The sequence below is a fragment of the Staphylococcus condimenti genome, from assembly GCF_001618885.1.
GTDB lineage: Bacteria > Bacillota > Bacilli > Staphylococcales > Staphylococcaceae > Staphylococcus > Staphylococcus condimenti.
On record NZ_CP015114.1, the window covers coordinates 132,298 to 147,008 of the forward strand.

Consider the following 14,711-nt stretch of genomic DNA (forward strand, 5'->3'; position numbering starts at 1 on the left):
TTTTTACCGCTTTAAAGTGTAATAAGTTGGATGCCAAAATAATTACATAGAGGTGACCAGGTAATGAATAAGTTGGAACAGTACAGAAATGAAATCGAAGACATTAATGAACAAATTTTGGATCTTCTTGTAAAACGTGGGGAACTTGCACAAAAAATCGGAGAAGAAAAACGTAAGCAGGGGACTAAGGTATATGACCCTGAACGTGAAAAAGTAATGTTGAATGCATTAATTGAGAAAAATAATGGTCCATTTAACGACAATGTAATTAAACAATTATTCAAAGAAATTTTTAAAGCATCCACAGATTTACAAAAAGCAGATCACGAAAAGCATCTTATTGTATCAAGAAAATTAAAACCTGAAGATACAATTGTAAAATTCGATAATGGCGGCGTAATTGGTGATGGTAACAAATCATTCGTCTTTGGACCTTGTTCAGTAGAATCACAAGAACAAGTAGATAAAGTAGCTGCAGATTTACAAAGTAAAGGTTTAAAATTTATCCGTGGCGGTGCTTTCAAACCACGTACTTCACCATATGATTTCCAAGGATTAGGTTTAGAAGGTCTGAAAATCTTAAAAAATGTGAAAGATAAATATGGTTTAAATGTTGTAAGTGAAATTGTTACTCCTGCTGATTTAGAGTTAGCTGATGATTACTTAGATGTATTCCAAATTGGAGCACGTAACATGCAAAACTTTGAATTGTTAAAAGAAGCAGGACGTACAAATAAACCTGTATTATTAAAAAGAGGTATGTCAGCTACAATTGAAGAATTCATCTTTGCTGCAGAATACATTGCTTCTCAAGGTAATAGCAACATTATTTTATGTGAACGCGGTATCAGAACATACGAAAAAGCAACACGTAATACTTTAGATATTTCTGCAGTACCTATTTTAAAACAAGGTACACATTTACCAGTAATGGTCGATGTAACACATAGTACTGGCAGAAAAGATATTATGTTGCCAACTGCAAAAGCAGCATTAGCTGTTGGAGCTGACGGGGTAATGGCAGAGGTTCATCCTGATCCAGCAGTAGCGCTTAGTGATAGTGGCCAACAAATGGATTTAGAACAGTTTGATAAATTCTACAATGAATTAAAACCATTAGCAGATATGTATGATAATAATCAATTACGCTAAAAATCAACTTAATTTTAGTTGATTAGTTTGATATAGCTTCTTTCAATATCGCTGCTTATACAGCAGGTTATTTGGAAGAAGCTTATTATTGTGGCAAAATTTAGTATTAGTGAGTCTGATTAAAACAGAGAAATAATATAATGAAATTCTTCTTTTAAGTTTCATTTCTTTGACAAATAAGTGACAAAAAGATTATATTAATTTAACTCTGAAAGAATTTGTGGTAAACTTTGAAAATGCTATGAAAACTTACTATAATAGTATTTGAAACGCTTACAGAAAGGATGATAACATGACCGTAACGATATACGATGTTGCAAGAGAAGCACGAGTATCAATGGCAACAGTTTCTCGCGTAGTAAATGGCAACCAAAATGTAAAACCTGAAACGAGAGATAAAGTTAATGAAGTCATTAAAAAGTTAAACTACAGACCAAATGCGGTCGCTAGAGGCTTAGCAAGCAAGAAAACAACAACAGTAGGGGTAATTATCCCGGATATTTCAAATGTCTATTATTCACAGCTTGCACGCGGGTTGGAAGATATTGCAACAATGTATAAATATCATTCAATCATTTCTAATTCCGATAATGATCCAGAAAAAGCAAAAGAAATATTTAATAATCTGCTTAGTAAACAAGTAGATGGAATTATTTTCTTAGGCGGTACTTTAGATGATGAATTAGAAAGACTTATTGAAACATCATCAGTACCTGTTGTTGTATCAGGTACAAGTGATGATGACCATAGCATTGCTTCAGTTAATATCGACTATAAGCAAGCATCAAAAGAAGTAACAGAACATTTAATTGAGACAGGTGCAAAACAATTTGCATTTGTTGGTGGAAATAATTCTGAAAAAGCAGAAGCAGATGTTTTAGAAGGCCTAGAAGAAGTGCTTCAGCAACATCACTTATCATTAGATGAAAAATTGAAATTTACTGGTAAAGAAACTTATAAAGATGGATTGAATGCATTTGATACGATTTCACAATATAACCCCGATGCAATCCTTTCAATCAGTGATGAACAAGCAATCGGAATTGTTCATGCAGCTTTAGATGCTGAAGTGAAAATTCCTGAAAATCTGCAAGTTGTAAGCTTCAATAATACGCGACTCGTTGAAATGGTTCGTCCGCAATTATCAAGTGTCATCCAACCATTATATGATATAGGGGCAGTTGGTATGCGTTTATTAACGAAGTATATGAATAATGAGGACATTACGGAATCGAATGTTATCTTGCCTTATAGAATAGAATATCGTGGTACAACACGATAATATATAAATTAAAAAGCACTTGGAATCGACGCGTTATAAATTACGCTATTCCAAGTGCTTTTTAAATTTTTAAAACCAGCTTGCAACTTGATTTGCATGCTTTAAATTTTTAGCTGCAATCTCTGCGGTTCTGGGAATTTCCATATAGTCCAAACGCTTATCATCCCACGTTGTAGGCAAATCAAGAGGGGAGTAATGTTGCCACTTTTCAACCCACTCTTCAGGTAAATCGCCATGTTGAATAGGCTGATCCATTAAACTTAAAAAAACATGACTCCAAGCTCTAGGCACGACACGCCAAATATTATAACCTCCGCCGCCAAACATCATTACTTTTCCGTTTGTATAAGTATCTGCAAGAGATTTAATATAGTATGGTACTTCATAAAGTGCATCTAAAGTACAATTCATGTGTGTAAGTGGATCTAAATAATGAATATCGACCCCATGTACACTTAATAATATATCAGGTTGATATGACTTGACGACAGGTGTGACTGTCTTTTTAAAACACTCTATAAAAGATTCATCTTCTGTATAAGGTTCTAATGGAACATTCACTGAATAACTGAATCCTTGTTCTTTGCCGCGTTCAGTATAGTGACCTGAACCAGGAAATAAAAATTTTCCTGTTTCATGAATTGAATAATTAAGAATATCATTATCAGTATAAAAACTCCATTGCACGCCATCCCCATGATGTGCATCTGTATCTATGACCATTACGCGCAAACCATATTTTTTAGATAAATATTTTGCTGTAATAGCGACATCATTATATATACAAAAACCGTTAGCTCTTCCAGGCAAAGCATGGTGCAAGCCTCCGCCTAAATGACAACCATTTTGTAATTCGTTATTCACAATCATATCAGCAAGTTTCAGAGCGCCCCCGACAATACGTGCACTATGCTGGTGCATATGTTTAAATTGTGATGTATCTTCATCAGCCAACCCATATTTTTTAGCTTCAGAAGGGCTTAATATCCCATGAGATGCATGCTTGATTGCATTGACATAGTCATAGGAGTGAATTAAAGTCAACTCTTCATCGGTTGCAATACGCGGTGTTATAATTTGGTCTGGTTTTAATAAACCTGCATCGATTAACAATTCTGTAGTCAGTTTCAGTCTCATCTGATTAAAAGGATGATCATTACTAAACCGATATTGCATAAGTTGATTTGAATAAACATACCCCGTTTGTTTGTTTTTTTGACTCATAAAATCTCCCCTTTAGTAGAAAAATCGGTTCATAAAACGTACATCATCGAATGCTTTTATCTGATCTAAACTAATTCGTGAACCGATTCTTGCCATCAAACAATTAGCTGGGTGACCTGTTATCTCAGGATCATCCGTTGCAAAAATTTCTAATCCTCCTTGTGCCATTAAATTTTGCATTAATTTTTTATATTCATAAACATCTAATTTGGAATTTTTTAAATCCCAATGCCAGTAGTATTCTGTTGTTAAAATAATGTAATCTTCAAATTCGTCTTCTTTTAAACTTTGTTTAATCAACTCGCTGCCAAGTCCAGTTCCACGATAAGGCAAGGCGACTTCAATTGCTCCAAGTTCAACTAGATAGGGTAAATTCCCCGTCGACCAACGCTCTAAAGGATCTGGATAATGATAAGTTACATAACCAACTATTTTATTATCTTTACGGAGAACATAAATACGTCCTTCAGGCAATTCACTTATTTCTTGGATTGCCTCAAATTGCTCAATCGGCTTTCTGAAAGCATCAAGCCCATCATCATAACTCATTGTTTCAAGTTTTTCTCGCGGTACTGGACCTTCAATGACATATTTTTCACCATTGCGTGTGTATTCCTGCTTTACATATGTTTTGATATGTTCCATATATCGCCACTTCCTTTTAGATATTCAAAATACAAATAGAAATTTCAAATTCTTTTGATTCACTTTAAAAATAATCAATATTTTATCCTCGTGTATTTAATACTATTATAATGTTTTCCGTACATAATTAACACAAAAATCAGAATTATCATAATTATATTTTGAATGTTAGCTCATGTTTTTGTATAATAGCCTTATGAAAACGATTTCAAACGAAGGGGGCATTTCAAATGAAAGTCGATGTATACAAAGGGGGAGAAGGTAATTATAACCTTCAAGATTACGAAGAAACATACAAGAACTTTGATTGGAAAGAGGTAGAAAAAGCATTTACTTGGCATGAAACTGGTAAAGTTAATATGGCCTATGAATGTATTGATCGTCATGTAGATGATGGTAAAGGCGATAAAACTGCATTGAACTATAAAGATGCAAACCGTCGTGAAAGTTATACATTTAAGGAAATGCAAGAATACTCAAATAAAGCAGCCAATGTTTTGAAAAACAAAGCAAATGTTGAAAAAGGTGATCGTGTATTTATCTTTATGCCGAGAACACCTGAATTATATTTTGCTTTATTCGGTATCTTAAAAACTGGTGCAATTGTCGGACCATTGTTTGAAGCATTTATGGAAAAAGCGGTATCAGATCGATTAGAAAATAGTGATGCAAAAGTTATTGTTACCACTAAAGATTTATTAGATCGCATTCCGCAAGATAAACTGCCGAATTTAGAAACAATTATTGTTGTAGATGATGATGATGTTGATGATAAATATGTAGATTTCAAAAAAGAATTAAAAGAGGCAAGTGATCAATTTGATATTGAATGGTTAGATAGAGAAGATGGTCTGATCCTTCACTATACTTCAGGATCAACTGGTCAACCAAAAGGTGTATTACATGTTCAAGATGCGATGATTGTACATTACATCTCTGGAAAATATGTATTAGATTTGCAAGAAGATGATATTTATTGGTGTACTGCAGATCCAGGTTGGGTTACTGGTACATCATATGGTATTTTTGCACCTTGGTTAAACGGTGTTACAAACTGTATTGCTGGAGGAAGATTCTCTCCAGAAGCTTGGTACGGTATGATTGAAGACTTTAAAGTCACTGTTTGGTATACAGCTCCAACAGCATTGCGAATGTTGATGAGTGCGGGTGATGATGTTGTTAAGAAATATGATTTATCATCATTACGTGAAGTTTTATCAGTAGGCGAACCACTTAACCCAGAAGTTATCAAATGGGCGAAAGAAGTGCTTGATCACACTGTTTTAGATACATGGTGGATGACTGAAACTGGCGGTCATATGATTGTGAATTATCCTTCTATGGATGTCAAATTAGGATCAATGGGTAAACCATTACCAGGAATTGAAGCGGCTATTGTCGATGACCAAGGTAATGAATTACCGCCAAATCGCATGGGTAACTTAGCAATTAAAAAAGGATGGCCTTCAATGATGCGTAAGATTTGGAAAAATCCTGAGAAATATGATTCTTACTTCATCGGAGACTGGTATGTTTCAGGAGATTCTGCATATCAAGATGAAGATGGGTACTTCTGGTTCCAAGGCCGTGTAGATGATGTCATCATGACAGCTGGGGAACGCGTTGGTCCATTCGAAGTAGAATCTAAATTAGTTGAGCATCCTGCTGTATCAGAAGCAGGGGTTATCGGTAAACCTGATCCAGTTCGTGGCGAAATTATTAAAGCATTTGTTGCGTTAAACCCTGGTTATGAACCGGATGATGAATTAAAAGAAGATATTCGCCAATTTGTTAAAAACGGTTTGTCAGGACATGCAGCACCTAGAGAGATTGAATTTAAAGACAAACTTCCAAAAACACGTTCTGGTAAAATTATGAGACGTGTACTTAAAGCCTGGGAATTAGATTTGCCAGAAGGCGATTTAAGTACAATGGAAGATTAAATATGTATTATAAACTTTTAAGGGATAAGCTTTGCGCTTATCTCTTTTTTGAATGTGCAAATTACAAGAAAGCGCTTGCATTAAATGCTATTAAAATACAATAAAATTATTATAGAGTATTTTGAATGGAACTTTTACATTAAAAGAAAGAAAGCTAAAAAAATAATTGATGAATATGTTCGACAATAAATATATAATTCGTTATTATTGAACATGTAAAAGCTTTTCCTACAGTTGAAACATTGCCTGTTAGCGAGATTTCACTTGAATTTTGTGTTCTCTAACGCAGCGGCTTTGTTATTGAGGGAACAGGTAGTTGTGTTTTTTGAAAACCGTTCAACAGACAGTTGTCGATACTGTAACTTTATTACTTTAGTAAGGGGCTGAATGAATTGACTCATTTATCAGATTTAGACATAGCAAATCAAGCTACGATTAAACCAATTTCAGAAATTGCTGAAAAGATTGGTATTCCTGAGGATGCTTTAGAGCAATATGGTCATTACAAAGCAAAGATTGACATCAATAAGCTAGAAGACAAAGGAGATAAGGGTAAAGTCGTACTTGTTACTGCAATGAGCCCAACACCAGCAGGTGAAGGTAAATCTACAGTAACAGTTGGTTTGGCAGATGCTTTCCATGAATTAGGAGAAAATGTCATGATGGCACTCCGCGAACCTGCACTAGGTCCGGTATTCGGTATTAAAGGCGGCGCAACAGGCGGCGGTTATGCACAGGTATTGCCTATGGAAGATATTAACTTGCACTTTAACGGTGACTTCCATGCCATCACAACCGCAAACAATGCGTTAGCTGCATTTATTGATAACCATATCCACCAAGGTAATGAACTCGGTATCGATCAACGACGTATTGAATGGAAACGTGTACTTGATATGAACGACCGTGAATTAAGAAAAGTTGTAGTTGGTCTTGGCGGACCTACACAAGGTGTACCTAGAGAAGACGGCTTCAATATTACTGTAGCATCTGAAATTATGGCTATTCTTTGTTTAAGTACAGGGTTAAAAGATTTAAAAGCAAGCATTGCAAATATCACTGTTGGTTACACACGTGACCGTAAACCAGTGACAGTTGCAGATTTAAAAGTTGAGGGCGCGCTTGCTATGATCTTAAAAGATGCGATTAAACCTAACTTGGTACAATCAATCGAAGGAACACCTGCTTTAATTCATGGCGGACCATTTGCAAACATTGCACATGGATGTAATTCAATTATTGCAACTGAAACTGCACGCAAACTTGCTGATATTGTAGTAACAGAAGCTGGATTCGGTTCAGATTTAGGTGCTGAAAAATTCATGAATATCAAAGCACGTAAAGCAGGTTTTGATCCAAGTGCAGCGGTTGTTGTAGCAACAATTCGTGCATTAAAAATGCATGGCGGTGTAGCAAAAGACGACTTGAAAGAAGAAAATGTTCAAGCGGTCAGAGACGGCTTAGCTAACTTAGAACGTCATATCAAAAATATTCGTTCATTCGGTGTAGAACCAATTGTAGCTTTAAATGCATTTGTAACTGATACTGATGCAGAAGAACAAGTTGTACAAGATTGGGCTAAAGAAAACGGTGTACGTGTTGCTTTAACTGAAGTGTGGGAAAAAGGCGGCAAAGGCGGCGTTGAATTAGCCAAACAAGTACAAGAAGTTTTAAATGAAAAACATGACTTCAAACATACGTATGATTTAGATTTACCAATCGAAGAAAAAATTGAAAAAATTGTTACTAATATCTATGGTGGCAATAAAGTAACGTTTACAAGCGGTGCTTTGAAACAATTAAAACAAATTAAAGAAAATGGTTGGGACAATTATCCAGTATGTATGGCTAAAACTCAGTATTCATTCACTGATGACAAAGATCGTTTAGGTGCGCCGAATGACTTTGAAATTACAATCAGAGAATTACAACCTAAAACAGGTGCTGGTTTCATAGTTGCATTAACTGGTGCAATTATGACAATGCCAGGTTTACCTAAAAAACCAGCTGCATTAAATATGGATGTAACTGAAGATGGACATGCTAAAGGTTTATTCTAATTAAAATAAACTAAGGCCCTGATAAAAAGTGGAATTACATTTTGTATTCCGCTCTATCAGGGTCTTTTTGTCATTAAATGAGTTTTTATATTATATTTTTCTGCTTTATGAAATTCTTTGTCGTTGATTTCTCCTTCTACTTTCATGCGCCATAATACATAATGCTGTCTTTTTAAACTGATTTGTAAATCCTCATCTTTTTTTAAAGTACCGTCTTCATTGTACGGAGTGTATGTGTATGGACTTTGAACGAGTCCGATCAAATAAGCTGCTTCAGGTAAATTTACATCACTGGGCGGTTTACCGAAAAGACTGTATGAAGCGGAAGAAATACCGGTAATATTATCACCGTTATAATCGCGACCGAAAGGAACAATATTTAAATAGATATACATAATTTCTTCTTTTGACATTATACGTTCAAGCTTCATCGCTAAAACAATTTCATTTGCTTTGCGATTATAAGTTTTTTCGTTATTCAAAACTTGATTTTTAATCACTTGCTGCGTAATGGTGCTGCCTCCTGATGATGCTTCTGTATTGAATATATCTTGAAATATCGCTCGTAATAGTGCTTTAGGCAATATACCATCGTGTTTATAATAAAGAGAATCCTCTGAAGCTACTAATGCTTTAGGAATTACAGCATTGACACTTTTAGGGCCGACTAGTAAAGGGTTTAATGACGCATCATATTGCTTTAAGAAATCTTTTTGTTTGTAATTAATTTGTTCATCACCTGGCACCCGTAAAACGTGAGCACGTAATTGTGCATTTGTAATATTTTCAGAGTTTGCTCTCATACTCATGAAAAAGCCTAATAATAAACCTGCTGATAAGCTGACAATAAGCAAGATGATAACAAAAATACTCACAAAGAAATATTTAATTCTCTTATACCAAAGTTCAAATAACTTAAGAGATTTGGCAGAGTTAGAATGGCTAGGTTGTGATGTTCTCATGATTAACCTCCAATATTAAAGTAAGTATATCATAATCGAATTGAAGTTGACTTTTAATAAGCTGTTACTTATACTTGAATTAAAATTATATGTTTTGGATAAGGAAAAGTAACTGATTTGACTGTTTTCAGAGAGTTAGTGGGTGCTGTGAACTAACAATAGCAAATGAGCGAATACACCTGGTGCCTTATGATTGATAAGTATCCGACGTTTGATTTAATGAACGTATCATTAAGTAGAGAAACCTTAAGTATGGTGGTACCGTGCATCAATGCGCCCTTACAGTATTTGAACTGTAAGGGTTTTTTATTTTTCAATAATCCAAAAAATATAAATCATAAATAATAAAAGAAAAAGAGGAGGAGACAATTCATGACAAATGAATTATTAAAAGACTTAGAATGGCGTGGCCTTATTTATCAACAAACAGATGCTGAGGGCTTGGAAAATATTTTAAACAAAGAGCAAGTTACTTTATATTGCGGTGTGGATCCTACAGCAGATAGTATGCATATTGGTCACTTATTGCCATTATTAACATTACGTCGTTTTCAAGACCATGGCCATAAACCGATTGTTTTAATCGGCGGCGGCACTGGAATGATTGGAGACCCATCAGGTAAAACAGATGAACGTGTTTTACAAACTGAAGAACAAGTAGAACATAATGTGCGCGGTATTGGAAAACAAATGGATAAGATATTTGATTTTTCTGGTGAAGAAGCAGCTCAATTAGTGAATAACAGAGATTGGCTAGGTAAAATTTCATTAATCGATTTCTTAAGAGATTATGGTAAACATGTAGGTGTAAACTATATGTTAGGCAAAGATTCAGTACAATCTCGTCTAGAAAATGGTATTTCATATACAGAATTCACTTATATGATTTTACAAGCTATTGATTTTGGTCATTTAAACCGCGAATATAATTGTAAAGTGCAAATCGGCGGTTCTGACCAATGGGGAAATATTACAAGCGGTATTGAATTAATGCGTCGTATGTATGGTCAAACTGAGGCATATGGTATTACGATTCCGTTGGTAACAAAAGCTGATGGTAAAAAATTCGGTAAATCTGAATCAGGTACAATTTGGTTAGATGCTGAAAAAACAAGTCCGTATGAATTATACCAATTTTGGATTAACACATCTGATGCAGATGTTATTAAATTCTTGAAATACTTTACATTCTTAGATAAAGAAGAAATTGAACGCCTAGAACAATCTAAGGAAGAAGCACCGCATTTACGTGAAGGTCAAAAAGCATTAGCTGAAAATGTTGTACGTTTCATTCATGGGGAAGATGCACTTAATGATGCGATTCGTATTTCAGAAGCTTTATTCAGTGGTGATTTAAAAGCGTTGAGCAGTGATGAATTGCGTCAAGGCTTTAAAGATGTACCGCAAGCAGAAGTCAACAACGATACGACTAATATTGTAGATTTTATTGTTGAAGCAGGTATTTCTTCTTCTAAACGACAAGCAAGAGAAGATGTATCAAATGGTGCGATATATATTAATGGTGAACGCGAGCAAGATTTAAAATATGAAATTTCTGAAGCAGATAAAATTGACAATGAGTTTACAATTGTAAGACGCGGTAAGAAAAAATACTTTATGGTTAAATATAATTAATTTTAAAAGATAAAGCTCTGGAACCTGATTTTAAAAATCAGTACTTCCAGAGCTTTTTAAATTGAATATTATTTTTTACCAAGCGTAACTGTTACTTCTTTTTCGTTTCCATTACGTAATACAGTAAGTTTCATTGTGTCGCCTGGTTTTTTATTTGCATATAGATAAGAACGTAATGCAGCATCGTCCTTGATGTCTTTGCCATCTGCTTTGATGATAATATCACCTTTTTTAATCGCATCTTGATGTGAAACTTTAGCAACGTATACACCATTAGTGCGATCCGTATTCAAATCATCTTTATAACGATCTGGTATATCACTTAAATTGATTAAACCTAAACCAATAGATGGACGCTCAACTTTACCATGTTTAACTAGTTGTTCAATTGTTATTTTTACTTCATTGCTCGGTATTGCAAAACCAATACCTTCAACTTGGTCACTTGAAATTTTCATCGAGTTGATACCCACTAAATCACCGTTGATGTTGACTAATGCACCGCCTGAGTTACCAGGGTTGATTGCAGCATCAGTTTGTAATACATTAACTTTATTTGTACCATCAGAAGTTTCAGTATCAATCGTACGTTCATTGGCTGAAATGATGCCGGATGTAACTGTGTTTGCAAATTCTAGTCCGAGGGGATTTCCGATCGCGAATACGCTATCTCCTGTTTTAACTTTTGAAGAATCTGCAAAGCTGATTGCTTTTGTGCCAGGTGCGTTATCAATTCTGAGAACTGCAATGTCTGTTAAAGCATCTTTGCCTATAAGACGAGCTTTTACTTGTTTTGAATCGTGCAGTTGTACTTTAATTTCACTAGCGCCATCAACTACGTGATTATTTGTCACAATATAAGCGTCATTTCCTGATTTTTGATAGATAACACCAGAACCAATTCCGGCTTCTTGTGATTTCCCAGCAGTGCCATTAAAGAAGTCTTCTAGACTTTGGGCTTTTTGCATATTAATCACGCCGACAATTGATGGGGAGACGTCATTCAACATTTGATTTACAGTTTTATATTTATCACTTTTACCATCTAAAACATTCCCGCCTTTATTCTGAGAAGATTCATGTACTTGCGAACCCTTATTTGCTTGATCAGAAAGGAAGCCACCTATTTTAAATACACCGAGTACTAAAAGTGCACCAATGATACCAGAAAGCAAGGCAATTAAAACAACACGGAACCAAGGAAATTTTTTTCTAGGTGGTGGGGTGTTCTCATTATTTTGATTATAATAATCTGTCATTTTTTACCTCCATTTATTTTTCTTATTTATATTATCTAATGATTTAATGTCTATTTCTAGTATTTTGATAATAAATTAATCAAATTAGTGTATTTTCGATTAAATAAAATAGGTAAGGAAAGAAAGGTTTACAAATTATCTTGTTGTCAAGATAGCATAATGATAAAATTTGAGTAGCAAACATTCAATATAGTAGGTGACAAAATGTATAAATTTATCAGCAGGATTCTGTATTGGTTATTAGTCAAAAAGTGTAAATCACTCGAAGTTCATGGGAAAAAGAATGTACCGCAATTACATCGTTATGTGGTGACATGCAATCATGAAAGTTATAATGAAGTGATTATGTTAGGAATGGCTTTATATCCAAATCAAATTCATTATATGGCTAAAAAAGAACTTTTCAATAATAAATTTTTTGGTAGTTTTTTGAAGTCGCTTAATGCTTTTCCAGTCGATCGTGAAAATCCAGGTCCAAGCACAATTAAAACACCAGTTAATTTACTGAAAAAGAATAAAACAATCGGTATGTTTCCAACTGGACATAGAACAACAGAAGAAACACCTTTAAAACGTGGTGCTGCAACTATCGCAATGCTCGCAAAAGTTCCGATTGTTCCAGCAGCTTATGTAGGACCTGATAAGATTATGGGATTGATTACAGGTAAAGCGCATATCAAATTTGGTGAACCGATTGATACAGCAAATTTACCAGAGCATTTGAAAAAGCGTAATGAAAAAGTTGATTATATTACGCAAGAAGTAACAAAAAGAACTAGAGAATTACAAAAGGAACTAAATGAATTATTGTAGCAAATAATTGAGATAGTGTTTTTTGTTCGATGTTGAACAATGGATAACGCAACAAACATCAAATAGCACTATCTCTTTTTTACTGCTTAATTAAAGCGTTTTCATACATATATATAGAAATAAGGTGAAATTAATGTTTAATTTTTTACAGCGTTTAGGACGCTCTTTGATGCTGCCAGTTGCTGTATTGCCGGCTGCAGCTATTTTGATTGGAATTGGTAATGCTATTAAAGCTTTCCAAGCTAATTCAGTAATTGGGCAATTTATTTTCAATTGCGGTATCGTAATTATGGAAAATCTCGGTATACTCTTTGCAATTGGTGTAGCACTCGGTATGGCTAAGAAAAATGACGGCGCTGTCACATTGGCTGCAGTTGTCGGTTTCTTTGTTGTAACAGGCGTATTATCTCCAGAAAAACTAACAGAGTTATTACATGTTAAACCAAACAATCTCAATGAAGCATTTACTGCTATGAATGGACAAAATGTATTCGTGGGTCTGATTGTCGGATTGGTTGCTGCTTATTCTTATAACAAGTTCAGCGCCACTGAATTGCCGACTGCATTATCTTTTTCAGCGGGAAGCGCTTAGTTCCGATTATGACAGCGATGTTTTCATCTGTCATAGCAATTATTTTCTTTTTCGTATGGCCATTTGTCTATGATGCTATTGTAACTTTTGGTAAGTGGATTATTAATTTTGGTCCTTTTGGCGCATTTTTATATGGTTTCTTCAACCGTTTATTAATACCGACTGGTTTACACCACGCTTTAAATTCAGTGTTTTGGTTTAATCTAGCAGGTATTGATGATATCGCTAAATTCCAAACAGGGCATGATGCTGTGAAAGGCGTTACTGGGCGTTATATGGCTGGTTTCTTCCCAGTTATGATGTTTGGTATCCCAGCAGCCGCCTTGGCTATGTATCATACTGCAAAAACAGAACAGAAAAAACGTGTAGCAGGATTGATGCTTGCTGGTTCAATTTCTGCATTCTTTGTAGGCGTAACTGAACCGATTGAATTTGCATTCATGTTTGTAGCACCTGTACTTTTTGTTATTCATGCATTATTAACAGGTCTATCATTGTTTATTGCAGCAATCTTTCATTGGACTGCAGGATTTGCATTTAGTGCAGGATTGATTGACTTTGTTTTATCATTGTTGAATCCTGTAGCAAATCACCCAATGATGTTGATGGTTCAAGGACTTGTATTCTTCGTGATTTATTATGTTGTGTTTAGAGCAGTCATTCAAATCTTCAACTTAAATACACCAGGGCGCGGTGATGATGAAATTGCTGACCCAGTAGTGGAAACAGCGAATTCATCATCAGTTGAAAGTACTAGTACAGAAGGTGTACCACGTAAGTATGAAAAAATGGCAGGACAAATTATTGATGGTCTCGGTGGAAAAGAAAATATTACTTCACTTACAAATTGTGCAACGAGATTAAGATTAGAAGTTGCAGACACCAATCAAATAGATAAAAATAAAATTACCCAATCAGGTGCAGTAGGGGTGACAACAAACGGTCAGCATAACGTTCAAGTCATTATAGGTACGCAAGTTCAACAAGTTGCTGATGAAGTTGAATTACAAATAGAACAAAATTAAAAGAAAAAATTAGAGCGGAGTATGAATTTTTTAAAAAAGGATTGCTTCGCTCTATTGCTTATTTAAGTATTCATTTGTATAATGATACTCATTAATCTGAATTTTCTGAAGTAGGTGCG

Annotated in this window: 10 protein-coding genes and 1 pseudogene; 7 read left to right on the plus strand and 4 right to left on the minus strand. The window is 34.7% G+C overall.

The genetic code is table 11. The features are described from left to right. The first annotated feature begins 63 nt into the window (after window positions 1-63). Together A4G25_RS00805 and ccpA are read left to right on the plus strand one after the other, a co-directional pair. On the plus strand, window positions 64-1,152 hold the full coding sequence (locus A4G25_RS00805; protein WP_047131912.1) for a bifunctional 3-deoxy-7-phosphoheptulonate synthase/chorismate mutase: 1,089 nt from the start codon (window positions 64-66) through the stop codon (window positions 1,150-1,152). Between the two features lie 292 nt (window positions 1,153-1,444). Continuing rightward, entirely contained in the window at window positions 1,445-2,434 is a 990-nt protein-coding gene (gene ccpA, locus A4G25_RS00810; RefSeq protein ID WP_047131911.1) for a catabolite control protein A, read from the plus strand. Window positions 2,435-2,503: 69 nt separating this feature from the next. Here ccpA and A4G25_RS00815 read toward each other — a convergent pair whose 3' ends face one another. Together A4G25_RS00815 and A4G25_RS00820 are read right to left on the minus strand one after the other, a co-directional pair. Next, window positions 2,504-3,658: an acetoin utilization protein AcuC gene (locus A4G25_RS00815; protein ID WP_047131910.1), complete on the minus strand. Its 1,155-nt coding sequence runs from the start codon at window positions 3,656-3,658 to the stop codon at window positions 2,504-2,506. A 12-nt stretch (window positions 3,659-3,670) separates the two neighbouring features. After that, the gene (locus A4G25_RS00820; protein ID WP_047131909.1) at window positions 3,671-4,303 is read right to left on the minus strand and encodes a GNAT family N-acetyltransferase; all 633 of its coding nucleotides are present in this window, start codon (window positions 4,301-4,303) and stop codon (window positions 3,671-3,673) included. A 230-nt stretch (window positions 4,304-4,533) separates the two neighbouring features. On the opposite strand from A4G25_RS00820, the gene acsA reads away from it, so the two are divergent. Beyond that, window positions 4,534-6,246 carry an acetate--CoA ligase gene (acsA, locus tag A4G25_RS00825; protein ID WP_047131908.1) on the plus strand — a complete coding sequence of 571 codons (1,713 nt, stop codon included), beginning with the start codon at window positions 4,534-4,536 and terminating at the stop codon, window positions 6,244-6,246. 392 nt (window positions 6,247-6,638) lie between these two features. After that, on the plus strand, window positions 6,639-8,306 hold the full coding sequence (locus tag A4G25_RS00830) for a formate--tetrahydrofolate ligase (protein ID WP_047131907.1): 1,668 nt from the start codon (window positions 6,639-6,641) through the stop codon (window positions 8,304-8,306). 56 nt (window positions 8,307-8,362) lie between these two features. Here A4G25_RS00830 and A4G25_RS00835 read toward each other — a convergent pair whose 3' ends face one another. Then, a complete protein-coding gene (locus tag A4G25_RS00835) occupies window positions 8,363-9,268 on the minus strand; it encodes a biosynthetic peptidoglycan transglycosylase (RefSeq protein ID WP_047131906.1) in 906 nt (301 codons plus the stop codon). Between the two features lie 372 nt (window positions 9,269-9,640). On the opposite strand from A4G25_RS00835, the gene tyrS reads away from it, so the two are divergent. Then, on the plus strand, window positions 9,641-10,903 hold the full coding sequence (tyrS, locus tag A4G25_RS00840; RefSeq protein ID WP_047131905.1) for a tyrosine--tRNA ligase: 1,263 nt from the start codon (window positions 9,641-9,643) through the stop codon (window positions 10,901-10,903). Window positions 10,904-10,971: 68 nt separating this feature from the next. Here tyrS and A4G25_RS00845 read toward each other — a convergent pair whose 3' ends face one another. Then, window positions 10,972-12,162, minus strand: coding sequence for a S1C family serine protease (locus A4G25_RS00845; protein WP_047131904.1), 1,191 nt, complete (start codon window positions 12,160-12,162; stop codon window positions 10,972-10,974). A 204-nt stretch (window positions 12,163-12,366) separates the two neighbouring features. On the opposite strand from A4G25_RS00845, the gene A4G25_RS00850 reads away from it, so the two are divergent. Beyond that, window positions 12,367-12,975: a lysophospholipid acyltransferase family protein gene (locus A4G25_RS00850; RefSeq protein WP_047131903.1), complete on the plus strand. Its 609-nt coding sequence runs from the start codon at window positions 12,367-12,369 to the stop codon at window positions 12,973-12,975. Window positions 12,976-13,108: 133 nt separating this feature from the next. Continuing rightward, window positions 13,109-14,592, plus strand: a pseudogene (gene nagE, locus A4G25_RS00855) (N-acetylglucosamine-specific PTS transporter subunit IIBC). Window positions 14,593-14,711 lie beyond the last annotated feature (119 nt).

Excerpts from the sequence above, each read along its gene's own strand:
- A4G25_RS00805 (WP_047131912.1), top strand. The coding sequence starts at position 64 with ATGAATAAGTTGGAACAGTACAGAAATGAAATCGAAGACATTAATGAA.
- ccpA (WP_047131911.1), top strand. The coding sequence starts at position 1,445 with ATGACCGTAACGATATACGATGTTGCAAGAGAAGCACGAGTATCAATG.
- A4G25_RS00815 (WP_047131910.1), bottom strand. The coding sequence starts at position 3,658 with ATGAGTCAAAAAAACAAACAAACGGGGTATGTTTATTCAAATCAACTT.
- A4G25_RS00820 (WP_047131909.1), bottom strand. The coding sequence starts at position 4,303 with ATGGAACATATCAAAACATATGTAAAGCAGGAATACACACGCAATGGT.
- acsA (WP_047131908.1), top strand. The coding sequence starts at position 4,534 with ATGAAAGTCGATGTATACAAAGGGGGAGAAGGTAATTATAACCTTCAA.
- A4G25_RS00835 (WP_047131906.1), bottom strand. The coding sequence starts at position 9,268 with ATGAGAACATCACAACCTAGCCATTCTAACTCTGCCAAATCTCTTAAG.
- tyrS (WP_047131905.1), top strand. The coding sequence starts at position 9,641 with ATGACAAATGAATTATTAAAAGACTTAGAATGGCGTGGCCTTATTTAT.
- A4G25_RS00845 (WP_047131904.1), bottom strand. The coding sequence starts at position 12,162 with ATGACAGATTATTATAATCAAAATAATGAGAACACCCCACCACCTAGA.
- A4G25_RS00850 (WP_047131903.1), top strand. The coding sequence starts at position 12,367 with ATGTATAAATTTATCAGCAGGATTCTGTATTGGTTATTAGTCAAAAAG.